Annotated in this window: 25 protein-coding genes; 13 read left to right on the forward strand and 12 right to left on the reverse strand. The window is 71.7% G+C overall.

What is annotated here, in order from left to right; translation table 11 throughout:
• From AB8Z75_RS11190 to AB8Z75_RS11205, 4 genes are all read right to left on the reverse strand, one after another.
• On the reverse strand, nt 1–447 hold a 447-nt coding region (locus AB8Z75_RS11190), incomplete at its 3' end, for a helix-turn-helix domain-containing protein (protein WP_369201318.1).
• Nucleotides 405–656, reverse strand: a complete 252-nt coding sequence (locus AB8Z75_RS11195; RefSeq protein WP_369201319.1) for a hypothetical protein — start codon at nt 654–656, stop codon at nt 405–407. The genes AB8Z75_RS11190 and AB8Z75_RS11195, both read right to left, overlap by 43 nt.
• Before the next feature lie 79 nt (nt 657–735).
• The gene (locus AB8Z75_RS11200; protein ID WP_369201321.1) at nt 736–1785 is read right to left on the reverse strand and encodes a zinc-binding dehydrogenase; all 1050 of its coding nucleotides are present in this window, start codon (nt 1783–1785) and stop codon (nt 736–738) included.
• Nucleotides 1786–2009: 224 nt separating this feature from the next.
• Nucleotides 2010–3236, reverse strand: a complete 1227-nt coding sequence (locus AB8Z75_RS11205) for a PP2C family protein-serine/threonine phosphatase (protein WP_369201323.1) — start codon at nt 3234–3236, stop codon at nt 2010–2012.
• Between the two features lie 530 nt (nt 3237–3766).
• On the opposite strand from AB8Z75_RS11205, the gene AB8Z75_RS11210 reads away from it, so the two are divergent.
• The 3 genes from AB8Z75_RS11210 to AB8Z75_RS11220 all read left to right on the forward strand — a co-directional run bounded on the left by AB8Z75_RS11210 (nt 3767) and on the right by AB8Z75_RS11220 (nt 7701).
• Nucleotides 3767–5200, forward strand: coding sequence for an FG-GAP repeat protein (locus tag AB8Z75_RS11210; RefSeq protein ID WP_369201324.1), 1434 nt, complete (start codon nt 3767–3769; stop codon nt 5198–5200).
• A 95-nt stretch (nt 5201–5295) separates the two neighbouring features.
• Nucleotides 5296–6609, forward strand: a complete 1314-nt coding sequence (locus AB8Z75_RS11215; RefSeq protein ID WP_369201325.1) for a sensor histidine kinase — start codon at nt 5296–5298, stop codon at nt 6607–6609.
• Nucleotides 6610–6801: 192 nt separating this feature from the next.
• Nucleotides 6802–7701 carry a CPBP family glutamic-type intramembrane protease gene (locus tag AB8Z75_RS11220; protein WP_369201326.1) on the forward strand — a complete coding sequence of 300 codons (900 nt, stop codon included), beginning with the start codon at nt 6802–6804 and terminating at the stop codon, nt 7699–7701.
• Between the two features lie 249 nt (nt 7702–7950).
• Here the strand turns inward: AB8Z75_RS11220 and AB8Z75_RS11225 are convergent, their stop codons facing one another.
• The 3 genes from AB8Z75_RS11225 to AB8Z75_RS11235 all read right to left on the reverse strand — a co-directional run bounded on the left by AB8Z75_RS11225 (nt 7951) and on the right by AB8Z75_RS11235 (nt 10490).
• A complete protein-coding gene (locus tag AB8Z75_RS11225; RefSeq protein ID WP_369201327.1) occupies nt 7951–9063 on the reverse strand; it encodes a CU044_5270 family protein in 1113 nt (370 codons plus the stop codon).
• On the reverse strand, nt 9060–9734 hold the full coding sequence (locus tag AB8Z75_RS11230; RefSeq protein WP_369201328.1) for an RNA polymerase sigma factor: 675 nt from the start codon (nt 9732–9734) through the stop codon (nt 9060–9062). The genes AB8Z75_RS11225 and AB8Z75_RS11230 overlap by 4 nt, the downstream gene beginning before the upstream one ends.
• A 132-nt stretch (nt 9735–9866) precedes the next feature.
• Nucleotides 9867–10490, reverse strand: a complete 624-nt coding sequence (locus tag AB8Z75_RS11235) for a TetR/AcrR family transcriptional regulator (protein ID WP_369201329.1) — start codon at nt 10488–10490, stop codon at nt 9867–9869.
• Between the two features lie 136 nt (nt 10491–10626).
• Between AB8Z75_RS11235 and AB8Z75_RS11240 the strand changes: the two genes are divergently transcribed.
• Both AB8Z75_RS11240 and AB8Z75_RS11245 read left to right on the forward strand, forming a co-directional pair.
• Nucleotides 10627–10959, forward strand: a complete 333-nt coding sequence (locus tag AB8Z75_RS11240; RefSeq protein WP_369201330.1) for a glyoxalase superfamily protein — start codon at nt 10627–10629, stop codon at nt 10957–10959.
• 140 nt (nt 10960–11099) lie between these two features.
• Nucleotides 11100–13082: an SMI1/KNR4 family protein gene (locus tag AB8Z75_RS11245; RefSeq protein WP_369201331.1), complete on the forward strand. Its 1983-nt coding sequence runs from the start codon at nt 11100–11102 to the stop codon at nt 13080–13082.
• Between the two features lie 211 nt (nt 13083–13293).
• Here AB8Z75_RS11245 and AB8Z75_RS11250 read toward each other — a convergent pair whose 3' ends face one another.
• Both AB8Z75_RS11250 and AB8Z75_RS11255 read right to left on the reverse strand, forming a co-directional pair.
• Entirely contained in the window at nt 13294–14298 is a 1005-nt protein-coding gene (locus AB8Z75_RS11250; RefSeq protein WP_369201332.1) for a MerR family transcriptional regulator, read from the reverse strand.
• 3 nt (nt 14299–14301) lie between these two features.
• Nucleotides 14302–14973 carry a HEAT repeat domain-containing protein gene (locus tag AB8Z75_RS11255; RefSeq protein ID WP_369201333.1) on the reverse strand — a complete coding sequence of 224 codons (672 nt, stop codon included), beginning with the start codon at nt 14971–14973 and terminating at the stop codon, nt 14302–14304.
• Nucleotides 14974–15184: 211 nt separating this feature from the next.
• Between AB8Z75_RS11255 and AB8Z75_RS11260 the strand changes: the two genes are divergently transcribed.
• On the forward strand, nt 15185–15949 hold the full coding sequence (locus AB8Z75_RS11260) for a methyltransferase domain-containing protein (RefSeq protein WP_369201334.1): 765 nt from the start codon (nt 15185–15187) through the stop codon (nt 15947–15949).
• Nucleotides 15950–16225: 276 nt separating this feature from the next.
• Here the strand turns inward: AB8Z75_RS11260 and AB8Z75_RS11265 are convergent, their stop codons facing one another.
• The 3 genes from AB8Z75_RS11265 to AB8Z75_RS11275 all read right to left on the reverse strand — a co-directional run bounded on the left by AB8Z75_RS11265 (nt 16226) and on the right by AB8Z75_RS11275 (nt 19664).
• Nucleotides 16226–18304, reverse strand: a complete 2079-nt coding sequence (locus AB8Z75_RS11265) for an MMPL family transporter (RefSeq protein WP_369201335.1) — start codon at nt 18302–18304, stop codon at nt 16226–16228.
• An 86-nt stretch (nt 18305–18390) separates the two neighbouring features.
• Entirely contained in the window at nt 18391–18891 is a 501-nt protein-coding gene (locus AB8Z75_RS11270) for a MarR family transcriptional regulator (protein WP_369201336.1), read from the reverse strand.
• A gap of 140 nt (nt 18892–19031) precedes the next feature.
• The gene (locus AB8Z75_RS11275; RefSeq protein WP_369201337.1) at nt 19032–19664 is read right to left on the reverse strand and encodes a TetR/AcrR family transcriptional regulator; all 633 of its coding nucleotides are present in this window, start codon (nt 19662–19664) and stop codon (nt 19032–19034) included.
• Nucleotides 19665–19785: 121 nt separating this feature from the next.
• On the opposite strand from AB8Z75_RS11275, the gene AB8Z75_RS11280 reads away from it, so the two are divergent.
• The 7 genes from AB8Z75_RS11280 (at nt 19786) to AB8Z75_RS11310 (ending at nt 25581) form a co-directional block, all read left to right on the forward strand.
• Complete coding sequence (locus tag AB8Z75_RS11280) at nt 19786–21237, forward strand: amidase (RefSeq protein ID WP_369201338.1); 1452 nt, start codon at nt 19786–19788, stop codon at nt 21235–21237.
• Nucleotides 21238–21427: 190 nt separating this feature from the next.
• Nucleotides 21428–22021, forward strand: a complete 594-nt coding sequence (locus tag AB8Z75_RS11285) for a helix-turn-helix domain-containing protein (protein WP_369201339.1) — start codon at nt 21428–21430, stop codon at nt 22019–22021.
• A 147-nt stretch (nt 22022–22168) separates the two neighbouring features.
• Nucleotides 22169–23044 (forward strand): trans-aconitate 2-methyltransferase, encoded by an 876-nt coding sequence (locus AB8Z75_RS11290; RefSeq protein ID WP_369201340.1) that lies wholly within the window; start codon nt 22169–22171, stop codon nt 23042–23044.
• A 110-nt stretch (nt 23045–23154) separates the two neighbouring features.
• Entirely contained in the window at nt 23155–23772 is a 618-nt protein-coding gene (locus AB8Z75_RS11295) for a TOPRIM nucleotidyl transferase/hydrolase domain-containing protein (RefSeq protein WP_369201341.1), read from the forward strand.
• A gap of 12 nt (nt 23773–23784) precedes the next feature.
• Nucleotides 23785–24015, forward strand: a complete 231-nt coding sequence (locus tag AB8Z75_RS11300; protein WP_369201343.1) for a hypothetical protein — start codon at nt 23785–23787, stop codon at nt 24013–24015.
• A gap of 160 nt (nt 24016–24175) precedes the next feature.
• On the forward strand, nt 24176–24925 hold the full coding sequence (locus tag AB8Z75_RS11305; protein WP_369201344.1) for a GNAT family N-acetyltransferase: 750 nt from the start codon (nt 24176–24178) through the stop codon (nt 24923–24925).
• A gap of 173 nt (nt 24926–25098) precedes the next feature.
• Nucleotides 25099–25581: a DUF6292 family protein gene (locus AB8Z75_RS11310; RefSeq protein WP_369201345.1), complete on the forward strand. Its 483-nt coding sequence runs from the start codon at nt 25099–25101 to the stop codon at nt 25579–25581.
• The last annotated feature ends 399 nt before the right edge of the window (nt 25582–25980 follow it).

Below are 25980 nucleotides of genomic sequence, written 5' to 3' on the forward strand. Positions count from 1 at the left end.
CACCCCTGTCACCCGCTCGACCACCAGGCCGACCCGTTCCAGAGTCCACAGATCAGCCTCGAAGCCATGCGCCTGGGCGCCCTGCTCCAGCGCCCTGCGCACCCGCTCGGCCTGGGCATCGTCCAGCTTGGGCGGACGCCCGGTGGCCGGGCGCCGACGCAGAGCATCGGTGCCGTCCTTCTCCCAGGCCCGTTTCCAGCGCCGCACACTCTCGTCACTGACCCCCAGCATCCGCGCGATCTCAGCATTCGCACGTCCCTGACCGAACAACTCGGCCGCCCGCACACGCCGAGCCTCGGCCAACTGCGGCCGCGTCAAAGGAGGAACAACAGGCGAAGGCTTGAAAGACACCGCATCAGGATCCCACCACCGACTCCACCACACCCACCGAACTAACGAAAAAATCAGTAGTCGCCCCGAAGGGCGGCTTCGTGCCGGCTCAGGCACCTGAACACTTCCCGCAAGAGCAGTGAAAACAAGATCACGCCCATGCTGCTGACGGAAAGCCGCACAGCAGAGGGCTGACTCTCGAAGAACCCCGCCACCAGCACTGTTCCGTCCAGGACGATGGCGGTGAGGAAGAGCCATCTACCGATCCGCAACTTCCGTACCTGCTCCGGCGGAAGAGGGTAGGTCTGCTGATCCGTGAAGGGCATGACTGGCGTCTACCCCGTGGGCCGCGCGACATGACTGACGCGTCCAGCCCCAGCCCCAGTCCCAGCAACAGCCCGCGGCCTATGGGTGCATGACGATCTTTCCCACGTGGCCCCTGCGAGCGAGTTCTTCCTGCGCCTGAGCGGCCTGGTCCAGGGGGAACGCCGCGGCGACAACGGGCTGGATCTCGCCCCGCCGAGCCAGGTCCATCAGGAGGTCGAAGTGGGCGGGCGTGTGCATCGCGGATCCGATCACCTGCGCGTTGTGCAGGTAGAGGCGGCGCACATCGAAGTGGACGCCGTACCCGCCGAGCGCGCCGGCGATGACCCACCGGCCGCCTTCGCGCAGCAGCGGCAGCCCCTCGCTCACCAGGTCCCCGGCGACGACGTCGAGTGCGACGTCGATGCCCTCCGGGGCGGCGGCGCGGAGCTGCTCCGCGATGCCGCGCGCACGGTCGATGACTTGGTGCGCGCCCGCCTCTCGCACCGCATCGATCTTGGGTCCGCTACTGATGGCGAGCACCCTCGCACCACGTGCACGGGCGATGTGCACCAGCGCGAGACCGACACCGCCGGACGCCCCCGAGACCAGGGCGGTCTCCCCCGCTCGCAGCCGCCCCCGCTCGATCATCCCCAGCGCCGTGCCGTAGGCGGTCGGCAGCGTGGCGAGTTGCTCGTCCGTGAGCGGGGATTCCGTCACGTCGTGCACGCGCTTTGCCGGCGCGGTCACGTACTCGGCGTAACCGCCGTCGCGTTCGCTGCCCATCAGCCCCACCGGGTTCGCATCCGGCCCTTCGGTGTCGTAGATCGCCGGGTCGACGACCACGCGGCGACCGGCGAGGCTCTCGTCCACGTCGGCACCGACCGCCACGACCCGGCCGGCCACGTCGGCGCCCTGGACGCGCGGAAAGTCGATCGGACCCCGCCACCCCGACAGCGCTTCGGGGTCATCCGGTCGCCCGTAGGCGCCCTCCCGGGTCCACAGGTCGGTGTTGTTCAGCGCTACCGCGCTGACCCGGACCAGCACCTGCCCTGCCTGCGGGGTCGGCACGGCGACCCTCGTCAGCGCGAGGACCTCCGGCCCCCCGTGCTCCGCGATCCGCACCGCGCGCATGGTCTCGGTGACGCCCATCGTCCGAACCTCCTCTTTGGTATACCGACCTGTCCACCATGACCGTGGTATACCGATCAGTCAAGTAGCGGGCTGATGCGGGAGTGCAGCCTCCTGACACAGGGGGCACAGCCCGCGCCACCGGTCGGCCGCCACTCCGAGGTGGCTGCCGCCTCACAACGGCCGCCACCTCGCAACGGCCGCCACCCCGCAGCGGCTGCCGGAAGCTGTCCCCCCGCGGGACGTCATCCGAAGACGTGGCGGGTGGCGGTGTCACGGAAGGGGTGCCACTCGAACAGCAGAATGGTCGCGTCGTCGTTCAGCGGCGCCTGCTGGAAGTCGAGGATGGCGTTGATCAGGCGGCGCAAGGCCTCGGGCGCCGGTTCCCCGGCGGCGATGGCGCGGATGACGAAGTCGGTGAAGCGAGCCTCACCGAAGGACTCCCCCGCCGCGTTGCGGGCGTCGGGGACTCCGTCGGTGTAGAGCAGGACTCGGTCTCCGGGCTTCAGCTGGGCTTCGTGCACGTGACGGCGGGTGGCCGGCAGGCCCTCTCCCAGCCCCAAGGGCGGTTCCGCCTCGCGCTCCAGGGCACGGGGGACGGTCTCCCGGTGGCGCAGCAGCAGTGGTGGGGGGTGCCCGGCGTTCATCCACGTCAGGCGACCGGTGGTCAGGTCGAGCTGGGCGAAGACGCCCGTGACGTGACGGTCGGCGAAGGCGTCGTTGACGGCGGTGTCAAGGCCGGAAACCAGCTCGGGCAGATCGGCGTCGCTGTACCGGGCATGGCGCAGGCCTGCCATGGCCACCGCCGAGACGAGGCCCGCGGCCAGATCATGGCCCATGGCGTCCATGATGGCGGTGTGCAGAAAGCCGCTCGTGAGGGAGTGGTCGAAGGAGTCACCGCCCAGGTTGTAGGCGGGTTCGAGAACCGCGCTGGAGGTGACCAGGTCGGAGCCCATCGTCCGCGGCGGCAGGAACGCCCACACCATCTCCGCCGGCAGCCGCATCGGGGTGACTCGCTGAAGGCGGCCGAGGGTGTCGCTGTAGGCGGACTTGTCCAGCACGATCAGTGTCACCAGTGAGGCGAGGGAGTAGCAGCGGTCCAGCCGCGGGGCATCGAGCGAGGCAGCCTCGAAGGCAATGACGCCCATCCGTTCGACACCGTCCAGCAGAGGCAGCCAGAGTGCCAGCTGGCCTGCGTCGTTGCGGAGGATCCGCGGAGAGACGGTGCGGTAGGTCCAGCCGGCCAGCGAGTCGTCGATCGGCAAGCGCCGCGGCCGGTCCCCCGGGGCCAGATCGGCCAGCTCCACCAGCACACGCTGCTGCACGTCGGCCAGATACACGGTGATCTCGTGGAACCCCAGCCCGGCGGCGTGGTGCCGCAGCATCGCCGGCAAGTCGTCGGGCGCCATCCGGTGCATCTCCTGCAGCATCCGGCCCAGAATCGCTTCGCCGCTGTCCGCGTCGGCCGCCACCTCCGCTCACCTGCCTTCCGACCCACACCTGAACGTCTCGCGCCGTCTCCAGCCCACCGCACCGATCCCCCACTCGCCACGCCAGCGCGTACGTGCGAGTGCCTCGCCTGCCGGAGCTCCCTTCTCCCGAAGCTAGGGCGAACGACCCCGTAGCCCTGGGCGACGCCCGTTGGAGGCGGAGCCACTCCCCCGCGGCCCCGGACCTCGTCGTGCCACGCCGGTCATCACCGCGTGGAGGGTCCCGCGCGACCAGTGCCCGTCATCGGGGCGAGGGGCTACCGCCCTCGCGGGCGTGACGGCCGTGTTCCCGATCGGTGCACAGCCACGATCGTGACGGCCCAAAGGAAACGGCACTCCGGGTGCCCGGGACGATCCCTTAGGCTCCCCTTCCGAGGAGAAGGGGAGGGCCAGGGGTGATTCTTGCGGTGGCGAAACGGCAAGGTGGCGGGAAGCGGCCACGCCCTCGGGGACGGAGGGCGGCAGCCGCCACCGCCACGGCCGTCGCCTCGGCGTGCTGCGCACTGGCACTCATGCTCACCGGGTGCAGCGCGGCCGACAGGCCCTCGGACGACCGGGCTGCCACTACCGAGGAGCGCCCACCCGCGGGCAGGGCCGACGACTCCGAAGAGGGACCTGACAGCGGGGACTTCAACGGCGACGGTTACGACGACTACGTCACTGTCGTCCACTCCGAGAGCAGGGACGAGAAGCGCACGAAGGACACCCTGCTGGTGGTGTACGGCTCCAGGAAGGGCCTCAACCGCTCCTGGACGACGCGGGTCACCGGAGATTTCCAGCACCTTCTGCGCACGGACCTGAACAGCGACGGCTTCACCGACCTGGTGAGCGCCCGGGTGCGCGGTGCCGGCACGCGGCAGCGGGCTCGGACAGTCGCGATGTTCGGCGGCGCGCGGGGCCTGAGGGGCCCACGCGCGCTCGATGTTCCCGAGGGCTTCAGCCCGAAGGCGACCGGCGACTTCGACGGCGACGGGGAGACCGACCTGTTCGACACGGGCAGCGGCGTACGCGGCGAAGCCGACAGTGCCCCCTCGGCACGTACGGGCGGTGCTTCCGCCCGTATCGTCTACGGGCCCGTCGGACCCGCGGACGAGAAGGCCCACAAGCGCCGACGCGAACCGGTCTCACCCGAGGTGAGCCAGCACGGTTACGCGGCCCCCACGGGCGCCGCAGCAGGCGACTTCGACGCGGACGGCCGCACCGACCTCGTCCTCACCTACAGCTATGACGCCGAACAGGACGATTCCGCCCCCGCCGACCTCACCCCGGTCGCCTTCTACCGGGGTGTCGAGCGCGGTCTGGCACGTGACCGCGGCGTCGAACGGGCCCTGCGCGAGGCGCTGGGGGGCGACCAGGACGGCCCCCGCGCCCCGGCCGTCGGCGATGCGGACGGCGACGGCGTCGACGATCTGCTGATGCCGCTCGCCCTCTCGGTGTCGTACGCCGAGCAGAAGGCGGGCAAGGGCGGCGGCGTGGGTGTCCTCTACGGCGCCCGCTCCGGCCTCGGCACCGGCAAGCGGGCCTCCCGGATCACCGAAGGACGCAACGCCCGCTTCGGCGACTCCCCCGCCGTCGGTGACGTCAACGGTGACGACCGCCCCGACATCGTCGTCAACACCCCCGACTACCGACGCCACGACGGCTTGGTCACGCTCCTCCCCGGTGGCCCCGATGGCCCCTCGGCAAAGGGCGCCCAGGAGATCGACGCCCGGACCAAGGGCCTCCCTGGCACCCCCAACCCGCATCGCTGGAACGCCTTCCACACCCAGCCCCCGCTCCTCGACACCAACGGCGACGGCCACGATGACGCCGTCGTCTTCGTCCCCCTCTACAACCACCGCAAGGGTGCGTTCCTCCAGATCCCCGGGTCCTCGAAGGGGTTCGCGCCAGCGCGTGCCCGCCAGTTCACCCCGACGGACGTCGGCGTGCCTCTGCGTCTGCGGTGACGCGCCCGGCCCGCGCCACTCCTCTGCCGCCTGCCGCCCGCCGCCCAACACGTGTGCGGCATAAGGTCGTCGGCGAAGGGGAGGGAGAACTACTCATGCGGTCACGGCACGACGCGGAACCCGAGGCGCGGTCGGGGGCGAGGCCACCGTCCCGTGCCCCCGCACCACGGGGAGCGGGGCTCAGGAGCGCGGCCACCCACACCGCGTCGGCCGCACTCGCTGGGCTGGAGCAGCTCGCGGGCGGCCTGGGCACCGGGGCGCTGGCCCTGTTCGCGCTGGCGTGGCTGCTGTTCGGTGTCGTCACGATCCCTCTGGGCGTCGGCCTGCTCCTGACACCCGCCGCCCTGCGCACCGCGCACGCTCTCGCCCGCAGGGAACGCGACCGGCTCAGCCGCTGGGGCCCCGAGATCGTGGACCCCGGGGCTCCTCCGACACGGCTGCGCACCGCGTGGTCCGCCCCGGTCACGTATCGCACGCTGGGCTGGCTGGTGTGGCATGCCACGCTCGGCACGCTGCTGGGTCTGCTGGGGGTGCTGTTGCCCCTCTTCGCCGTACGGGACAGCACCTTCCCGCTGTACTGGCCGCTCGCGCCCGACGACGCGGCGAGCACTTCGATCGGCCTCGGTGTCGCCCACACCTGGGTGGACGCCGCCTCCGTCTGTCTGCTGGGCGTCGGCTGGGTGGCCATCATTCTGGGTCTCGCCCCCGGTATGGCACGCCTCCAGGCCGCGCCGGGGCGCCGGCTGCTGGCCGCACCGGCAGGGGCCGACCTGTCGCTGCGGATAGCTGAGCTGACCGCCTCCCGCGCCGGTGCTCTGGACGCGCACGCCGCCGAACTGCGACGTATCGAACGCTCGTTGCACGACGGCACTCAGAACCGCATGGTCACGGTCACCGTCCTCCTCGGTGCGGCACGCCGCATGGTCGCCCGCGACCCCGGCGGGGCCGACGAGCTCCTGGATCGGGCCCAGTCCGCAGCCGAGCAGGCCCTCGCCGAACTCCGCACCGTCTCCCGCAGCATTCTGCCGCCCGTACTCGCCGACCGGGGGCTGGCGGGCGCACTGTCCGGGCTCGCCGCGGACTGCGCGGTCTCCTGCGACATCGACGTCGAGACACCGCAGCGGTGCGCCGCCTCCGTCGAGGCGACCGCCTACTTCGTCGTCGCGGAGGCGCTGACGAACGTCGCCAAGCACAGCGGCGCCCACCGCGCCACCGTCACCGTGCGGGGCGGCGGAGGCCAACTGCGCGTGAGCGTCGTGGACGACGGCAGGGGCGGCGCCGAGGAGCGGAACGGATCCGGACTCACCGGCATCCGCCGCCGCGTCGCCGCGCTCGACGGCACCCTCACCCTGGCCAGCCCGCCCGGCGGACCCACCGTACTCGAGGTGTACCTCCCCGGGGGCGTGTGACGAGCGGTGGACGGGGCCCCCGATCCAGACCTCGTCCGCACCCGGGCACCGGGCCATACCGATTGGGGTACAGGAGGCTGTACCGCGGTACAGCCTCCTGTACCCAAGTCGGGGCGTGAGCGGCAATGCCTGCACGGGCCAGGGTTGATGTGCTGAAGAGGTCACATCGACCCCCATCCGAAGAGGCCCACGGTGACCCTCCGACAACGCCCCCTGACCTGGTTCTTCGCGCTGGCCTTCCTGCTGAGCTGGATCGCCTGGGCCCCGTACGTCCTCTCCGAGAACGGGGTGGGGCTCTGGCACTACGACTTCCCGGCCGTCGCAGGCACCACCCAGCTTTTGGGCGTCCTGCCGGGTGCCTACCTCGGCCCGATCGCGTCCGCCCTCCTGGTCACCTCCCTCACCGAGGGGCGCGCGGGTCTGCGGCAGTGGGTACGGCGCATGGCCAAGTGGAACGTCAACTGGCGTTGGTACGCGGGTGTGATCCTCTCCGTACCCGCCGTGCTGATGCTCGCCTCCACGGTGCTGGGCGGGCGGGGCCCGGCGATGCCGTCCGCCATGGTCCTCACCGCCTACCTGCCGGGGCTCGTCTTCCAACTGCTCACCACGGGGCTCGCGGAGGAACCCGGCTGGCGCGAGTTCGCCATGCCGCGCCTGCAGCGTCGCCACGGACCCGTGCGCGCCACACTGATCGTCGGCCCGCTGTGGGGGTTGTGGCACATGCCGCTGTACCTCACCGACTGGGGCGGCGACGAGGTGACCTGGAACATCCCCGTGGAGTTCATCGCGACCACCATCGCGTTCAGCTTCGTCATGACCTGGGTGTTCAACCGGACCGGCGAGAGCCTCCCGATGGCCATGCTTCTGCACTGCGGAGTCAACAACTTCTACTCGGTCGGCTGGGGCGACATGTTCCCCTGGCTCTCCAACTCCTACACGACCCACGCGTTCCTGAGCGCCTCCGTCATCGCCGCCGTCGTCCTCCTCGTCACCACCCGAGGCAGGCTCGGGTGCCCTCCGTCGGACCGGTCGCTCCCCACGGCCCCGCCCCACCCCGACCAGCGCACCCTCGTCCTCGGGCCGCCGAAGTGACATAGCGTGGTGGGCCGGCGCGGGCCTCCTCCGCAGCCGGCCATGACGCTTCCCCCGGATACCGTCCGGGGCGGACGGCATGTCGCCGCCCGCCCCGGAGCAGCCGCCCGCGATTCCGTCGGCCGCAGTCCCCCGGCCGCAATCCCCCGGCCACAAGCGCACCCGCCAGGCGCGCGGAACCGGACGGCGTCGCTCGGCTCGGCGACGGTCACGGGCCGGCCGTGCGCGACCCTACGGTGCCGGTGACCGTCAGCCGGCTGCCTGGGCCTTCTTCGGCTTCGCACCCACCCGGTCCACGACACCGAGCTCCATGACCGCGTTGACCCCGGACAGCACCTCCTTGTGCCCCGGCTTGCCGTCCTCGGCCCTGTAGCTGCGCGAACCGAGGTAGGCGAGCGTGTCGCGGTCGAAGATCCACACGTCGCGGGTCGCGTACGCGCTGCGCTTCAGGGTGATGCCGACTCCGTGGCGCCCGGCGGCGTCCACGGCGTCCGGCACCTTGCGCACCCCCGGTACGCGAGCAATGGCACGGTAGAAGGCGGCAGCGTTCTCGGGTGGCATCAGATTGTTCACCACCAGGTCGCCGACCGCCTCGAAGACGGCTTGGTCCCGCGTCTGCCGTCCGTCCCCCTCCACCTCCGCGTACAGCCGCTTCAACAGCGCGTCCGGATCGGTCGGCAGCGAGGCGAGCCAGGCGTACGTGGGCCGGTGGAAACCGGGCCTGAGGGCACCGTCGCCCTTCTCACCGTCCGGTACCGAGGTCTCCATCGGCACCATCTCGCCCGGCATCACGGCATCCTTGCCGGTCTCCCGGGTCACACCGAGAATCGTGACGGGGTCCGGGTCCTGCGACATCCATCGCTCGTCGGTGTGTGCGGCGCCGAGCTTCACGGGTCCGCCGAGTTCGCCCTTGTTCTCCCGCTCCCGTACACGGGTGTATACGTGCTGGTCAGGGCCCGGCGCCTTCGTCCCGACCGCACTCCCCTGCGCGGCCGTCGCGATGTGGTCGAGCAGGACAACGGCCTTCTCGGAAGGGGCGGCGGCCGGGGTGGGGCCGGGTTCCCCGCCGTCATACAGAGTGGCGGTGAGGCCGGTGGCGAGCGCGAGCGTGGCGGCGACGGGCAGCAGGAACCGGGATCGCAGGAGAGGGCTGCGGGAACGAGGTGCTGCCGCCTTGCCCGCGGTTCCCCCTTGCTGCTCCGCGGCAGCGGGCTCGGCCAGGTCCTGGTCGATCTGACGCATCAGTACATCCTTGAGATAACGGTGACGCTCCGGCGGAAGCTCCGCCTCGGGCGGCGGAGGAAGCAGCCGGGCGAGGGCGGTGAGATCGTCGTCGGCACGGTCCTTGTCATGGCTGTTCACAGGGTGTCCTCCCGCAGAGGCAGGGTCGCGAACGCGGCCCCGCCCTCTCCCTCACCGCGACGCCGGCGCGGTTCCCGTCCGTTTCCTGTGCCTGCGCGCCGCTCCTGAGCGGCGACCTGATCGCTGAGTCGCGCGAGGCGCGCGCGGGCGCGCGAGAGCCGGGAACGCACGGTCCCGACGGGCACGCCGAGCGCCTCGGCGGCCTCCGCGTAGCCGAGCCCGCCCCAGACGCAGAGCAGCAGAACCTCCCGCTCGGGCCGCCGCAGCCGGTCGAGCGCCACGTTGACGGCCGCGAGCCGCCGGGCGTCGTCGATCCGCCCCGCTGTCTCCTCGGCGAAGTCGGCGACGGGCTCCGGCGCGGGCCGCTGGGCAAGGAACGCGCTCAGCCGTCTCCGTCCGCGCCACACACCGAGCGCCTTGTGTGTAGCGATACTGAGCAGCCAGGGGCGCAACGAACCGCCCGCGGGCTCGACCCTTTCCCGGGCCCGCCAGGCGGCGAGGAACGCCTCCGACAGCACCTCCTCAGCCACCGCCCAATCACCGGTCAGCCGCAGCGCGTGCTGATAGACGGCCCGCGCGTGCTGCTCGTAGAGCGCGGAGAACGCTCCCCGGTCGCCTGCTCTTATCCGGGCCCGCTCGGAGCCCACGTCGTCTTCTTCGGTACGCCTCACACTTCTTCCCTCACCGCGGGCTCCCCGCGGTTCGTGTGTTCCGCGCCACAGGAGCCGGCTGCGCGTTGTCGCGTGGACAGGTTCTGCCGGCGCGCTGAGCACGTTCTCCGGGGGCCGTTGGCAGCGGGCTGCTCACACCTGGGCGTGGCCCGCGGGCGCGTGGAAGATGCGGTCCAGGTGGTAGGAGAGGACCTCGGCAGCGGACTCCACGCTGCGCTGGCCCACCAGGATGCTGGTGCCCAGTCCCGCGGACATGGCCAGCAGACTGATCGCCTCCGCTCTCGCGTCCACACCGTTCCGCAGCAGACCGTCCGTCGCCGCCCGTGTGAGCAGCCCGGTCACGGTGGCCTCGGCGCTGTCAGGATCCTTGAAGAACGGCTGGGCCGCGAGCGTCTCATCGGTGACGGCCAGGACCGCGTAGGCGGTGTACAGGTGGTGGAACACGCGGCTTTCCTGGTCGGTGGGGAGCGCTGCCCACAGCAGGGCCTCGACGACCGCGCGCGGTCCCGGCTCGTCTCCGGCGGCCCGCACCCGGGCCGCCACGCGCTCCCCGAACCGCTCCGTGACATGCCGCAGCCCGAACAGGAGCAGCTTCTCCTTGGACTCGAAGTAGTACTGCACCAGCCGCAGGGACACCCCTGCTTCCGCCGCCACGTCACGCATCCCCACTGCGTGCAGGCCGAGCCGCCCGGAAGCACGGACCAGGGCCTCCGCGATCTCGATCCGCCGCTCCGCGTGGTCCACCCGCTTGGGCACGATCCGCTCCTCCCCTTCCACGAGCCGGCGCTGGTCGAGGCCGCCTCAGAGTGATGCTATACAGCTGTATCATAGAGCTGGGCGCGGTCGTGTCCCGAACCGGCCTGCGCCCTGAGTGGTCTGCGAGCATGGCGCGATGGACGAGGAAATCATCCCCATTCTTCGCGTCGAGGACGCTGCGGCGGCGGTCGCGTGGTACGAACGGCTGGGCTTCGCGAAGCAGTGGGAGCACCGCTTCGAACCCGGACTTCCCGCGTTCGTCGAGATCGCCCGGGGCGAGGTGCGGTTGTTCCTGTCGGAGCACAGGGGAGATGCCCGCCCCGACACGTTGGTCTACCTCCGCGTCCGGGATGTCGAGGCAGTCGCCCGCGAGTTCGGTGTCCGGGCGGAGGGCTCTCCCTGGGCACGTGAGATCGAGCTGCGCGACCCTGACGGCAACCGGCTGCGGATCGGCACTCCCGCGGAATGACGCTCGCCTGCCGCGTGCGGCAACGAAGCCGTACCGGCGGCCGAGCGGCCGTTTCGACGCGCTTGCCGGATTTCCACGAGAGGGCTTCGGCCGCAACGCGCGGCGGGGCGCTGTCAGTGGCGGGTGGCAGCATCGAGCACATGACGGACACCACGACAAGCGGCTGGACGCCCTTCTTACGCCGGTGGAGCGGCGAGTGGGCGGATTGCCTGCCGGACGGAACGACGCGGAGTGGGGACGACGAGGCCTCCCGGCGGGCGCGTTGGCTGGGGTTCCCACCCGCTTCCGAGAAGCGGATCGCAGCCATGGAGGAACGACTCGGGAGGGGGATGCCACCGTCGTACCGGGAGTTCCTCAAGGTCAGCGACGGGTGGCGGCACGCGGGCGGGTTCGTGTCACTGCTGGCGGGGACCGCGGACGCGCGCTGGCACAACAACGAGTCGGGGCTCGCGGACCAGTTCGAGGAGTACCTGGACGAGGACGCCGGCAGTGAGGAGCGGCGGGAGGTGGAGCTCTGGCGGCGCGGGCTGCAACTCGACGTCGAATCCGACATCACCTACGTCCTCATGGATCCCGAGGACGTGGCGGAGAACGGCGAGTGGGCCGTGTACACGTGGTCGAGCTGGCGGGATGAGCAACCGCAGCGGTACGCGAGCTTCTTGGAGTTCATGCGGGACATGCACCGCGAGTTTCACAGCCTGCACGCACGGCGCAGCGACGAGGGGCCCGCGTTCGCCAACGACACGACGCGAGAGCTGGACTCGCTGGTGGAGGAGGCCCGTCTGGAGGCGCTGCGCGGTGGCTGGAAACGGGCCCGGGAGGCACTGGACGAGGCCAAGGCGTACGGCAGACCACGGGCCGCCGGGCTGGGCGACCAGATACGCCGCCTGCTCGGACAGACCTACATGGTCCGCTTCCAGCACCTGGCGACGGACCCGCGGTATGCGCCCGAGTTGCTGCCGCCGCTGGTCGCCGAGCACGCGGCGCACTCCTACCGTGATGACTCCACGCTGATGTTCTCTTTGCGGGGTGCCGGTGACGAGGTGGTGTCATTGGCTTACGCGACGCTGGATCAGGTGAGGAACGGCACGTACCGGTACGCGCCGGCGGGAGCGTTCGGGGAGGCGGTCGAGCGGGCGCGGGAGCTGGCGCGGTGGGGAGACACCGACGGCGCATGGCAGACGCTGAGGAACGCGCTGCCCGTGTGGGAGCCGCTGGGCCCGGACCATCTGGCGCCACTGGCCTGGGTGGCCGACCCCGTGCTCGCACCGCTGCTGACGCCCGAGCGCGGTCGGGAACTGCTGTCCACTCCACGGGGCGGGCAGACGGGAGAGAGACCGAGGCCGACAGCCGGACTCGACCCTGGCAACCTGGCGTGGCTCGCGGAGCCGGACCTGAGTAGCGACCGCACGTCCTACCGGTTCGTGCTCGTCGAGGGGGTGAGCCCCGAGGAACTGCCCGGACGTCTCGCCGACGGCGACGAGGACGGGAGCGGGGGCAGGGCCGGCGGCGCCGTATTGCGCGAGCCCATGACCTCGTGGGAGGCACGCCGCAGGTCACCGCGCGACAAGAGGGAATTCTCCTCCTACGACGACCGGGCTGTGATGGCGGTCGGCCAGACCGGCACCGGCTGGGCTTTCGCCTTCGACGGTGCCCCTGCCCCGTTCGACAGGCAGCGGTTCTCTTCCCCGGCCCCGGCCGCAAGCACGGGCACCCGCGCGGTGGTGGTGTGGAGCGGCCTGAGGGCGAGGCACGGGGATCCGTTCTTCCACCTTTCGGTGGCGCGAGACGGCGTCGAGCAGTACGCCTTCACCTACGCGGGCGGAGAGGTCCGGCGAAGCGGGGAGATACCGCGGGTGCTGGACCCGAGTCGGTTCTTCGGGAGTCCGGCGGGTGACGCCGCGCGGCCCCCGGAAGACGATGCAGAGGCGGAACGACCGCTGCTGGAGGCGGTGGCCGAGGAGTTCGCCGCCTCTCTGCCGCGTCACGCGATCACGAACGGGCGACTGCACACATGCGCCACCCGTTCCTGGACGCGCCCGCCCGGAGAGGGAGAGACGTACGTGGTGATCCACCACGGTGCCTGCGGCCTTGGTCGCCGACGCGGAAGCGGGTCGGCGTGAGCGAGACGGTTCGGCCGGAATGGTGGTGGCCCTTGCCGCCGCAGGCGCGCTCCTCCTCGGCCTGGCCGGCGCCGGACTCGTGGCGACGGCACGACTCGTGGGGACGGCACGACTCGTGGCGACGGCACGACTCGTGGCGACGGCACGAGTCGTGACCGTACCGACGATGTTCCTCCTGGTCACCGGACGGTGCGGCGAACAGAGACCTGCGTCACGGTGCGTCGCGCAGCCGCAGAAGGTACGCCGCAGTCAACGCGACGGCGCGGTCCTCGTCGTGGGACAGCCTCACGAGGGCATGGGACGCCGCCGCCCCCGGGACGGCGGCCAGCGCCTGGGTCAGCCGTCCGCGCGCGGGCGCTCCGGTGGCGTCGAGGGCGAGACGGTCGACGAGAATGGTGGCGATCCGATCCGCCGTCGCGGTGTCGCTCGCCAGCACGTTCAGCGCATCGGCTGCGTCGGTGTCGTTCCTGCCTACCACGACCATGTCGATGAGCGTCGGGATCGCGTCCGCCACTCCCCGCGTCCCGAGCGCGACAGCCGCACGCGCACGGACCGCGATGTCGGGGTCCATGAGAGCGTGCCGCAGCTGAGCGCCGGCCTCACCGTCGGGCAGCTCCGCGAGAGCTTGAACGGCGCGCTCCCGCACAGCGGCCTCTGGCGAGCCGAGGCCCTCCGCCAGCAGCGCCGAAGCGCCTTCGCCCGCTTGCGCCAGTGCCCACCGCAGAGCTCCGGCGACATGGGGGTCCGTCTCGCTCAGTGCGGCCTCGACCAGGGCCTCCACCGGCACGGGCGCCTCGTTGACCGAGGAGAGGGCCGCGCGCTGGCGCGCGTCGGCGCTCTTCGACCCCAGCGCCTGGAGGAGCGCGACGGCTTGGAGCACGTCCTCCCACCCGCTGGGGTCCGCGGCGTCGATCCGGCGCAGCCGCGTGAGCAACTCCGTCTCCGCCGCGATGCGTTCGCGGGTCTGGCGGATGAGGTCGCCGACGAGCGCCGAGGGCCTGAAGGCGGGCTCGTCGAGCGCGCGTCCGATCTCGCGCAGCGACAGCCCCAGCGACCGCAGGCTCTCGACATGGAAGATCCGCCGGATGTCCTCCACGGAGTACTCCCGATATCCGGAGCCCGTACGGGCGGAAGGCCGCACCAGGCCGAGCGACTCGTAGTGCCGGAGCATGCGGGCACTGACTCCGGACCTTCGCGCCACCTCGCCGATCAACACGCCCTATCGTCCCTCCTGGCCGGGCCCGCCGAGGGCCACGACGCGCTTCGCCTCCTCGATCGCGGCTTCGAACCCCGCGTCCGGGTCGCGCAGCAGCCGCTGGGTGGCGAGCGCGTGCGCCCGCACGCGCGGGTCAGCCGCCGTCGTGGCAGCTCGCAGAGCCGGTACCACTCTTTCACCCAGGGCGACCAGCGCCCGGCTGAGGCTCAGCTGCGTCTCCCGCTCACCGCGTCCGAGCTGTGTCGCCAGTACCGCCGCCAGGGCGGACTCCTCACCCTCCGGCACGAGCACGACCGCGGCGCGCCAGGCGCTGCGCGCCACCTCGTCGTCGGCGTCGGAGAGCACCGCACGCGTGAGCGCCGGCCACGCCTGGCGGTCCCCGATCTTGGACAGCGTGTGCAGCGCCTGACTCCGTGCCTGCGCACGCTCCGAGCGGACCTCGCGAAGGAGCCCGGGGAGCGTCACGGACGTCGGGTGGCGGGTGAGCGCCCAGGTCAGCATGTCGCGGACGAAGAAGTCGGGTTCGACCGCGCATCGCTCGACGAGTTTGTCGACGAACCGCTGGTCGGGCGCCGCGCCGACCGCCAGAGCAGCCCGCAGTCGCACGGACGAACGGCCGTCCTCCAGGCCCCGGAGCGCTCGCGCCGCTTCCGCGTCCCGCTTCGTGATCGTCATCGCAACCACCTCCATGGCGACCAGTGAAGGCCTTGCCACGGTGTCAAGGTCAACAGCAGGAGTCGATACGGCCCCCACACGCGTCTCGCGTCACGCGGTCCGAGACCGGCGACGTGTTCCCGCTCGGCCGCTCGGCCGCTCGGCCGCTCGGCCGCTCGGCCGCCGAACTGCGCCCTTGTTCGGACGTGTTCTCTCCACGAAGATCGACCTCATGAGCCGTGTCTACGACGACGAGCGACTGGCGGGCGCCTACGAGCGCGGCAACGAAATGCCTGAGGAGTCCCTCCGGGCCTGGGTGGGGCTGACTGCTTCCTACACGCGGTGCCCTTCGCCCTCCATCATCGAGATCGGCGCCGGAACGGGCATCTTCTCCGCCGCTATGGCCCGCTGGATCGAGGGGGCCGAAGTCGTGGCCGTGGATCCTTCCGAGGCGATGCTGGCCGAGGCCCGACGCCACCATCCGCATCCCGCGGTGCGGTACCTGGCGGGGGCGGCCGAGGCCGTGCCCGCTCCCGCCAGCGCCTTCGACCTGGCCTTTCTCTCCCGCGTGATCCATCACCTTCCCGATCGGACTCGGGCGGCACGCGAACTGGCCCGGGTGCTGCGCGTCGGCGGGAAAGCGATCATTCGCACCACTTTCCGCGAGCGGCTGGACGCGGTGGTCTACGACTACTGGCCGCGGCTACGGACGATCGACGAGCAGCGCTTTCCGGGCGAAGCGGAAGTCGTCTCCGACTTCGTGGCCGCCGGGTTCGGTCTTGAGGAGGTCGTCTCCTTCGCCCAGCCCGTGACGGCGAGCCTGGCCGACTACCACGCCCGGCTGGTCGACCGGCCGCAGTCGAAGTTCACCCACCTCACCTCCGAGGAGTTCCGCGAGGGACTCGCCCGCATGGACGCGGCGGTCGGCAACGAGGCGGCCGACAGGCCGCAGCCGGTCCTCGAACGCTACGACGTCGCCGTGTTCTCCCGGCGTTGAGCCCGCTGAGCAAGCGCGCGACAGCACGGGGTCCACACCGCGACCGGGTCCCGATGGCCGGGTGGTGCCGGCAGCTCGCGATGTTGCACGGGACGCCGAGAAACAGGCCACCGACGCGCTGGTACAGCTGACAGGAGAGCGTGCCGCCGGGACGTGGAACTGGCAGCAGGCCGCGCCCCGGAAGAAGACCTGGCTGACGGCCCTGCTCGCGTCCTTCGCGCACCGCGGAGCGAGAAGACCAGGCCGGGAGCCGACGCGTGCGCGGTCGTCGGCGCGTCAGCGGCTCAGGGTGCTCGGCCACCAGGCGGCGGGCCCGATGTCCCGCACGAGGGCGGGCACGAGGAGGGAGCGCACGACGAGGGTGTCGAGCAGAACGCCGAAAGCCACGATGAAGGCGATCTGCGTCATGAAGGCCAACGGGATCACGCCCAGTGCGGCGAAGGTGGCGGCCAGGACCACTCCGGCTGAGGTGATGACTCCACCGGTGGCGGTCAGGCCGCGCAGCACGCCCTGCCTCGTCCCGAGGCTCTGCGCTTCTTCCCTGACACGGGAGATGAGGAAGATGTTGTAGTCGACTCCGAGTGCGACCAGGAAGACGAATCCGTACAGCGGTACGGACGCGTCGGTTCCCGTGAATCCGAGCAGGTGCTGGAAGACCAGCGCCGCCACGCCGAGGGTGGCGACGTAGCTGAGAGCCACGGTGGCCACCAGCAGCAGCGGCATGAGCAAGGAGCGCAGCAGGCCGATCAGGATGACCAGGATGATCGCCAGTACCACGGGCACGATCAGCATGCGGTCGTCCTCGGCGGTCTGCTGGGTGTCGACCTGCTGTGCCGTGTAACCGCCGACGAGGGCGTCGGCGTCGGGCTCGCCGTGCAGGGCCGCGCGCAGCCGGTCGACGGTCTGCTTGGCCGCGTCACTGTCGGCGGCGTCCTGCAAGGTGACGTCGAGGCGGACACGGCCGTCCACGACCAGAGGCGTGCCCGTGCCGGGGCGGCCGGAGCGCGTCACCGGGGCCGCCGACGCGACGCCCTGGACGCGGGCGGCCGTTCGCTGGGCCTCCGGGAGGGCGTCGCGGTCGACGATGACGACGGCAGGGTTGCCGGAGCCGCCGGGAAAGTGCTCGTTCAGCGTCTGCTGCGCCCGCACGGAGGACGCGTCGCCCACGAAGGTCTCCTTCAGTGGTACGCCCTGAGCGTTCAGGGTGGGGGCGAAACCGCAGCAGACGAGCAGCACGGCGGCGGTGACGGTCCACAGCGTGCGAGGAGAGCGGTCGACCAGTGCGGCCACCCGCGCCCACACCCCACGCCCTCGCGCTCTTTGTTCGGCGGACTTCGGTTTGGCAGGCCAGTAGGCAGCACGCCCCAGCAGCAGCAAGGCCGCGGGAAGGAAGGTCAGCGCGCTCACGAGCGCGCAGGCGATGCCGATGGCGCCTACGGGCCCGAGGGCGCGATTGTTCGTCAGGTCGCTCAGCAGGAGAGCGATCAGTCCTGCGACCACGGTGGCTGCGCTGGCGGCCACCGGGCCGAACGACTGGCGCACGGCAGCGCGCATCGCCGCCGTGCGCTCACCCCGTACGGCCAGTTCCTCGCGGAACCGTGCGGTGAGCAGCAGCGCGTAGTCGGTGGCCGCTCCGATCACCAGAATCGAGAGGATGCCCTGCACCTGGCCGTCGACCCGGACGACGTCGTGCCGGGCCAGGCCGTAGACGATCGCGCAGGCCAGCGCGAGAGCGAACACCGCTCCGATGATGATCACCAGCGGTAGCAGCACGCTGCGGTAGACCAGCACCAGAATGATCAGCACGGCGGCCAGTGCCACGGCGAGCAACAGGCCGTCGATGCCGGCGAAGGCGTCCGAGAGGTCGGCTCGGCTGGCGGCCGGGCCGGCGATCTGCGCAGTCAGCCCCGGCACGTCCTGTGCTGCCCGTTCGATCCGGTCGAGAACGTCGGGCAGTCGGTCACCCAGGTCCGGACGGAGCTGGACGACGCCTCGGAGCGCGCGACCGTCCTCGGAGGGGAGGGCGGGTGAGGGCGTGCCGACGACGCCGGGGCTGCTGCCGAGCTCGGCGAGCGCCCTGGTGGCTTTCTGGCTGTGCCGTCGGGACACACGGCTGTCCTCGTCCTCGACGGTCCACACGACGATCGCCGGAAGGTTCTCGTCCTGGTCGAACTTCTTCTGCGCGTCGATGACCTTGGTGGACTCGGCGCTGCGAGGCAGGAACGCGGCCTGGTCGTTGGTCGCCACCTCGCTCAGCTTGCCTGCGTAGGGGCCCAGGGCGCCTCCGATGCCCAGCCAGACGACCAGCAGGATGGCCGGCACGAGCCAGCGGACCCATCGGATGGAGGTGACCATGCGCGCTCCCCTGCAGCTACCTCACTGAGTGACTATCTCAATTTTTGAAGTAAATACAGCCTAGGCGGTCCGCACACCGCCCGGGGTCAGGGGTCTTGCGAGGGCAGAGCCCGCAGCTCCGAGTTGAGCAGGGTCAGAAAACGCAGGGCCGCGCGCTGCTCGTCCTCGCCGAGCTGGGCGCGGGCGCGGTCGGTGGCCTGGGCCAGGGGTCTGAAGTGGGCGCGGGCCGCCGATCGCGCGTCCTCCTCGTAGTACAGGTGGACGACGCGCCGGTCGGCCGCGTCCCGGCAGCGGCGCACGTGACCGGCGCGCTCCAGGCGGTCAAGACACGCGGTCACCGCTCCCGACGTCAGCCCTAGGTGCGCCTTGAGCCGCCCGGGAGTCATCGGTGATTCGGCGTCGAGGATCGCGGCGAGCGCGGCGGCGTCGGTGCCGTGCAGCTCTTGGGCGTGAGCGAAGTCGTGCACCAGCCGGGTGAACTCGCCGTTCAGACGGCGCAGGGCCACAGCGAACGACTGAAGACCGGGCTCCGCGCCCGCGTCGGTGGCCTCGTCCCGCGACGGGACAGACGGCTGACTTCCGCTCATCCGTCCAGCTTATAAAGCCCGGCACCGGCTCTGCTCCGGCCGCGTACCCACTCAGCCGGGACGCGCGAGGCACCGGGCGCGCCGGTGGGGGCCGGCCGACCCCCGTGATCCTCGTACGTGTTCGATCGCGTGCGGGGCCTTCAACGGCTGCCGGTGGCCGCCCGGGGTGCGCCGAGACGGGCGCCGGCTCCGCCGACGACCCCTTCGACGATTCTCAGCAGGCGGTCCCCCACCTGATCGATGCTTCCGTTCTGCGTGCTGACCTGCGCACCTTCGAGCACGAAGGTGATCTCGGCTGCCGCCTGCTCGGGGTCGGTCAGCCCGGCCGCGGCGCACATGCCGACCAGCCTGCGGGTCTGCCGGGCCTTGTGCTCCTCGACCACCTGCCGCGCGGGATGGGAGCGGTCGGGCAGCTCGGCGAGGGAGTTGATGAACGGGCAGCCACGGTACGAGATCCGCGGAAGCCCTTCGGCGATGAAGCGGGCCAGGCCCAGGATCTGCTCCCTGGGAGCGTCGGGGTGTGCGGCCTCGACCCGGTCGAAGGCCGCCTGGTAGTCGGCGGCGACGATCCGGAGCCACTCCGCGACCAGCGCGTCCTTGGTGCCGAAGTGCCGGTAGAGCGCCATTTTGGTGGTCTCGGCCCGCTCGGCGATCGCCTGGACGCCCACCCGCCGGATCCCCTCGTTCTGAAAGAGCTCTTCCGCCGCGTCGAGGATGCGCTCACGCGGCGGCAGTTTCGCGACCCTGCTCGGCCTTCTGTCGGTCGCTGCCATGACTACTCCGTGACGTCCGTCCGGTCGAACCCATCCCGCCCTTACGATACCAGTGCGCTCCACGCGATACCGCTCGGTATCGTAAGGTGCTCATCGGTATCGTTCCCCACTGGGAGAGACAGTGAGAGTTTCCGAGTACGTGACCTTCGACGCGGTCGGGCTCGCGGAGTTGGTGGCCCGCGGCGAAGTGACCCCCGTCGAACTGGAAGCAGCGGCACGCGAAGCCGCACAGACGGTCGACCCGCGGCTCAACGCCCTCGTGGAGACGTGGCCGGTCGACGACGCGCCCCACCCCGGCAGCACACCGCTGGCCGGAGTCCCTTTCCTGATCAAGGACATCGGAGTCTCCATGGCCGGGAGACGCATGGAACTGGGCAGCCGTCTCGCGGCAGGCAACATCGCCGCAGCCGACTCCTTCCTGATGCTGCGCTTCCGGCGCGCCGGCCTCGTGACGTTCGGGCGTACCGCGACACCTGAGCTGGCCTACAGCATCACGACGGAGCCGGCGCCGCACGGCCCGACCCGCAACCCGTGGGATCCGGAGCGGAGCGCGGGCGGATCCAGCGGAGGCGCGGGCGCGGCCGTCGCCGCCGGGGTGGTTCCGCTCGCACACGCCACCGACGCCGCGGGGTCGCTACGCATACCCGCCGCGTACAACGGCCTCTTCGGGCTGAAGCCCACCCGCGGCCGGGTGTCCATGGGGCCCGACGCCGACGAGGTATTCAACGGCCTGGCCGCACACGGCAGCGTCAGCCGCACCGTACGGGACAGCGCCGCACTGCTCGATCTGGTGCGCGGCCCGGAACCAGGCGACCCCTACTTCGCCCAGCAACCGTCCCGGCCGTACGCGGAAGAAGTCGCCCGGCACCCGGGCTCGCTGCGCGTCGGCTTCCTCACCCGGGGGTGGGGCGGACGCCGTATCACCACGCCGGTGGCCGACGCCCTCACCCGCACCGTGGGACTGCTCGAAGACCTCGGCCACCGGGTGGAGGAGGTCGAGGTCGACCTGGGGGTCGGCTGGGAGGAGTTCGTCCTGGCCAACGCCCGTCTGATGACGGCGAACCTCGCAGCCACCGTCGACGAACTGGCTGCCGCCTTCGACCGGCCCGTCGACTCCTCGACCCTCGAGCCGGCGACCCTGGCAGGACACCACTACGGGCAGCGGGTCAGCGGCGTTCAGTTCGTCACGGCTCTCGCGGTCCGCAACCGGGTCGCTCGGGGCCTGGCACGGTACTTCGACGCTCACGACGTGCTGCTCACACCGACCTTGCCGGAGCTTCCCCCGCGCCTGGGCACCTACACCGAGGGCGCGGAGGCGTTGGACGGCCACGGCTGGATCGACCGCCTCCATGACCGCTCACCCTTCAGCATGCCGTTCAATGTCGCGGGAACGCCCGCCATGTCGGTGCCCGTGACGGCCGACGAACGGACGGGGCTCCCGATCGGCATGCAGTTCGCCGCCGGTCACGGCCGCGAAGACCACCTCTTCCGCCTGGCCGGCCAACTCGAACAGGCAAGCCCGTGGTTCGACCGCACCCCCAGCGTGTGGGCAGGGCACCGCTCGGACCGCTGAGGAGAAGCGGGGGCGCTGCGGCGGCCCTCAGCGCCCACCGGCGCGCCCGGCGCCATCAGCGCCTCCCGGGGCCGCCGGGCGCAAGGGGGTCACCGGCCGCCGAGCGGATGCTCGCGGCGTGCGGTTCGCCCACGTATCGCGGCGTGCGATGACAGCCGGCAGCTTGCAGGTCAAGCATATGCTGTTGCTCATGACGCAAGACGATGACGGTCTGGAGAGTCTCGTACGCAAGCGGATTCGCGCTCTGCGCGTCGCGCAGGGCTTGTCCCTGGAAGAGCTGGCCAGCCGCGCCGCCCTCAGTCAGTCCTCGCTGAGCCGCATCGAGAACGGTCGGCGCCGGCTCGCGCTGGACCAGCTCGTGACCCTGGCCCGCGCTCTGGACACCACGCTCGACCAGCTCGTCGAGACCGCCGCCGACGAGGTCGTCACCAGCCCGACCATCGACGGCGCCCACGGCCGGATGCGCTGGTCCGTCAAGGGCGACCCCGGCATGAGTGTCATTCGCCAGCGGGTGACCGACCCGCCACCCGACGACCCCGCGCACATGCGCGCCCACCCTGGTCGCGAATGGCTGGTCGTCCTGTCGGGCACCGCGATTCTCATGCTCGGCCACCACCGCTTCCGGGTCGAGACCCACCAGGCCGCCGAGTTCCCCACGATGATGCCCCACGCGATCGGCGCCGCCGAGCGCGGACCCTGCGAGGTCCTGGGCATCTTCGACCGCGACGCCCGACGGGGCCACCAGCGGGACGGCAACGACGGTGCTACCGGCCGCCGGGAGTGAGATACGGCTGCGAAACGGGGGCCGCATGTGACGTCCCACGGCTTGGCACCCGTGCCGCCTTGCGCGACAGGCAGCACACAGCGCCCTCGTCTTGCCTTTGGCGCAAGAGAGCATGCCCCGCAGGCATGCCCGGCTTAGTGTGACGGCATGACCTCACAGCACTCGCACACCCCCCACCACGGCGCTCAACACGGCCCTCACCACCAACAGCACCGCCCCGACGACCAGGCGGAGATCCTCGACCTGGACGCCGAGGTTCTCGCCGAACACACGGCCTCCATCACCGCATGGCTTCCGCTGGCGACGGAGCCGCGCCAGATCGTGGACCTGGGCTGCGGCACAGGAGCGGGCACCTTCGCCCTGCTCGACCGCTTCCCGGAGGCACACGTCACCGCCGTCGACACCTCGGCCGGCCACCTCCAGCAGCTGCGCGAGAAAGCGTGCGCGCGCGGCGTCGAGGAGCGCGTGCGTACCGTCCAGGCCGATCTCGACGACTCCGACTGGCCCGACCTCGGCTCACCGGACCTGGTCTGGGCCTCGGCCTCGATGCACCACATGGCCCACCCCGACCGTGCCCTGGGCAACGTCCACGGCATGCTCGCGCCCGGCGGTCTGTTCGCCGTCGTCGAGCTGGCCGGCTTCCCCCGCTTCCTGCCCGAAAGCGCCCCCGCGGACCGTCCCGGCCTGGAGGAGCGCTGCCACGCCGCGAGCGACCGCTTCCACGCCGAGCACGTGCCGCACCGCGGCGCCGACTGGGGGCCGATGCTGGCCGCCGCCGGGTTCACGGTCGAGGGCGAACGCGCCGTCTCCGTACACATCGAGGGCGCCCGCAGCGAGGCGATCGGCCGGTACGCGCTCGGCAGTCTGCAACGCGTGCGCGGCACCGCCGCCGGGGCGCTGTCCGCCGAGGACCTCGCCGCGCTCGACCAACTCCTCGACACCGAAAGCCCGCACAGCATCCTGCGTCGCGACGACCTCGCGGTGCGTACCGAGCGCACCGTGTGGGCCGCGCGCCGCGCGTGACGCTCGCCGGCCGCTCCCGCTGCTGAAGGACTGGGGCGTGCGGGCCGTGGAAGCGGCTCTCGCCGAACAATTCCGTGCCGCGCCCCTCGGCACAGGTGCAGACTCGCTCCATGGCTCAGATGCGGGCGTTTCGGGACGCGGTCGGTGACTGGGCGAGCGGTGGGCCCGGCGGACCGGCGGGTGACTGGGCCGTGCGGCTCGGTGTGCGCACGGCGGTGCTGCTGGAAGGGCTGAGTGATCTCGCGGCCGTCGAGACACTGGTCGCACGGCAGGGGCGGGATCTGGCCGCCGAGGGCGTGTGCGTCGTACCGATGGGCGGGGCGATGAGCGTCGGCCGCCACGCCGGTCTCCTCGGGCCGCCCGGTCTCGGCCTGCGCCTGGCAGGGCTGTGCGACGAGCGCGAGCGGGGCTTCTTCGACCGCGGCTTCGCGCGGGCGCGGGTGCCGCGCCGGAACGTCTTCGTGTGTGCGGCCGACCTGGAGGACGAGCTCATCCGCGCGCTGGGGACGGCGCGGGTCGAGGAGATCGTCCGCGGCGAGGGCGACCTGCGCGCCTGGCACACCTTCTTGCACCAACCCGCGCACCGCGACCGCCCCAGGGAAGCGCAGTTGCGGCGCTTCCTCGGCACCAGGAAGGGGCGCAAGATCCGCTACGGCCGTCTCCTCGTCGAGGCGCTCGGTCCCGGGCAGGTGCCGTCGCCCCTCGACGCTCTCCTCAGCAGCCTGTGACCTGGCGAGCAGGTGAGCCGGGCGGCTGTCTCCGGCGCGCAGTACGAGTCCGTCGTCGCACTCCACCCGCGGGCGTCCGGTGTCGGTGTCGGCGATCCGCGTGGCGCGGGTCTCGTGGTGGACGGCGCCGTCCTCTACGCGGGAGTGCGACGCGGCGGCCCTCTCGGGCGGCCGACCGCGCCGGAGCCCGCCCGCACGCGGCACCCGGGCGGGGAGTCGGTGGCCGCGCCCGTCGACGACTGAAGTGCCTGCGCGCCGCCTGAGGACAGGACAGCCGTCACGGTGGCCAGGGGCACCTCCGCGCGGGGTGCCGACTGGCCATCCGTAGGATGATCAGCACAACGGGCCCGCCACCCGTCCAGTTGGCCACCGCCACCCCGTACGACACGAGAGGCGAAGCACCTTGGTGAAGCCCGACGTCGCCGTACTCGACGACCCGGTGGGCGCCTCACTCCGCGGTCACCACGCGCACCTGGCCCGCCGCCTCGGCCCGGTCGCCACTTACCTTCCCGACGTCGCGACCTTTTCCTCGGTGCCTGCCGGCCCGGGGCCTCAGCAGTGGGCGGACCTGGCACGGCTGCTCGGCAGCGGAGAGCTCGCCGACATGTTCAGCGCTTCGGCGACCCCGCCTCCGGACTGGGAGCTGGTCTTCGCCCTGGAGGGCCGCCAGATGGTGTGGTCAGACAGTGGCCGCCCCGTCCCTCCACCCACGCGTGCCGGAACCGGTGCGGCCGGGGCCCGCGTGGTCGAGGCCCCCGCGGCCGAGGCCCATGTGGTCGAGTTGGGCGCGGAGAGCGTGCCCGAGATGCTCGATCTCGTCGCGCGGACGAAGCCAGGCCCTTTCCGGCAGCGCACCCACGAACTCGGCACCTATCTCGGCGTCCGCGAGAACGGGGTCCTGGTGGCGATGGCGGGCGAACGGCTGCGACCGCCGGGCTGGACCGAGATCAGCGCGGTGTGCACCGCTCCCGAAGCGCGCGGGAGAGGGCACGCCGCCCGTCTGCTGCGAGCCCTCGTGGCGCGTATCGCGGCCCGTGGCGAAAGCCCGTTCCTGCACGCGGCCGAGGCGAACACCGGCGCCATAGCCCTCTACGAAAAGCTCGGTTTCCAGCTCAGGAGACATGTGACCTTCCGGGGGTTCCGTACTCCGTGACCGCCGCGCCCCGACGGTGCCCTCACCGTGTGCCGGGCGGCGGCCCGGGCATCTGCCCGATCGCCTGAGGACCGCCCGGCCGGCACGGTGTGCGGGCGCGCGACAGGGTGTTAATCCGTGCGTCTCCCGCGCGCCCCGCGGCTCGGGGCCGGGACAGAGGCGATGCTGCCGCTATGACTGACCTTCTCGCGGGCGTGCTGTCCGAGTGCGCCCATGCCCCCTACCTGCGTGCCGTCACACGCGCCTTCGGGGCCCGTGCCGGCGCGACCAGCCTGGAGCCGCCCACCCCCGATTCCTCAGCGCTGCTGGAGATCTCGGTGGAGTGCGACGGCCGGTGGATGCTGTTCTGGGGCCAGGACGACGGCTGGTGGTTCGACACCGTGGACGCGGACGGTGAGCTGAGCGGCCGTCGCCGTCACCTGGTCGCCGACGCGTTGGTGCCCGCACCCGATGACGTCCTCCGGGCCGCCGAGCTTCTCCCCGAGAACCCCGGAGAGCTGCCCCTGCAGGCGGCGGAGACCACCGTAGGAGACAGCGTCCGGCTCACCCCGCCACAGGCACGAGCCGTCGCACACGGTGACCTGACCGAGTCGGTCGCTCAGCGTCTGGCGGTCTACGCAGCACACGAGGAAGTGCCGGCCCAGCCGGCGCCGTAAGCCCCACCGACCGGCGGTGCCGGCCGCGAGGCGGCCGGACCCGCTTCGTCCAGCACATGGCGCGACCGGCCGCCCCGTCCGCGAGCGTGCCCAGTTGCTCGACGAGTGCGGCGGGCCGCCGACCCCCGTCTCCGCACGCGTGGCCTGCGACGCGGGCAGCCCGCGTTTCCACGGCGCGCCACACGCCACGCACCGAGCTCGGTGCCACCGGGGGAAAGCTGCTCGCGGGGCGGGCCACAGACCAGCGGGCACCGGCGTCGGGGCGGGGACCGCTGAGCCGAGCTGAACGGGGCGGTCCTCACAGAGCGGCGAACCGGGCGACGAGTTGCTCGGCCTGTGCGATCTCTTCCGTCAACGGGTGGTCCTCGGCGACCATCGGCAGCGACGCCGCAGCGATAC

Origin of the sequence: Streptomyces sp. PU-14G (assembly GCF_041028275.1) — a bacterium.
In the GTDB taxonomy this organism is placed as follows: Bacteria; Actinomycetota; Actinomycetes; order Streptomycetales; family Streptomycetaceae; genus Streptomyces.

Coding starts and splice junctions, on each gene's coding strand:
- AB8Z75_RS11195 (WP_369201319.1), bottom strand. CDS start 656: ATGCCCTTCACGGATCAGCAGACCTACCCTCTTCCGCCGGAGCAGGTA.
- AB8Z75_RS11200 (WP_369201321.1), bottom strand. CDS start 1,785: ATGGGCGTCACCGAGACCATGCGCGCGGTGCGGATCGCGGAGCACGGG.
- AB8Z75_RS11210 (WP_369201324.1), top strand. CDS start 3,767: ATGCTCACCGGGTGCAGCGCGGCCGACAGGCCCTCGGACGACCGGGCT.
- AB8Z75_RS11215 (WP_369201325.1), top strand. CDS start 5,296: ATGCGGTCACGGCACGACGCGGAACCCGAGGCGCGGTCGGGGGCGAGG.
- AB8Z75_RS11240 (WP_369201330.1), top strand. CDS start 10,627: ATGGACGAGGAAATCATCCCCATTCTTCGCGTCGAGGACGCTGCGGCG.
- AB8Z75_RS11245 (WP_369201331.1), top strand. CDS start 11,100: ATGACGGACACCACGACAAGCGGCTGGACGCCCTTCTTACGCCGGTGG.
- AB8Z75_RS11255 (WP_369201333.1), bottom strand. CDS start 14,973: ATGACGATCACGAAGCGGGACGCGGAAGCGGCGCGAGCGCTCCGGGGC.
- AB8Z75_RS11260 (WP_369201334.1), top strand. CDS start 15,185: ATGAGCCGTGTCTACGACGACGAGCGACTGGCGGGCGCCTACGAGCGC.
- AB8Z75_RS11265 (WP_369201335.1), bottom strand. CDS start 18,304: ATGGTCACCTCCATCCGATGGGTCCGCTGGCTCGTGCCGGCCATCCTG.
- AB8Z75_RS11270 (WP_369201336.1), bottom strand. CDS start 18,891: ATGAGCGGAAGTCAGCCGTCTGTCCCGTCGCGGGACGAGGCCACCGAC.
- AB8Z75_RS11275 (WP_369201337.1), bottom strand. CDS start 19,664: ATGGCAGCGACCGACAGAAGGCCGAGCAGGGTCGCGAAACTGCCGCCG.
- AB8Z75_RS11285 (WP_369201339.1), top strand. CDS start 21,428: ATGACGCAAGACGATGACGGTCTGGAGAGTCTCGTACGCAAGCGGATT.
- AB8Z75_RS11290 (WP_369201340.1), top strand. CDS start 22,169: ATGACCTCACAGCACTCGCACACCCCCCACCACGGCGCTCAACACGGC.
- AB8Z75_RS11295 (WP_369201341.1), top strand. CDS start 23,155: ATGGCTCAGATGCGGGCGTTTCGGGACGCGGTCGGTGACTGGGCGAGC.
- AB8Z75_RS11310 (WP_369201345.1), top strand. CDS start 25,099: ATGACTGACCTTCTCGCGGGCGTGCTGTCCGAGTGCGCCCATGCCCCC.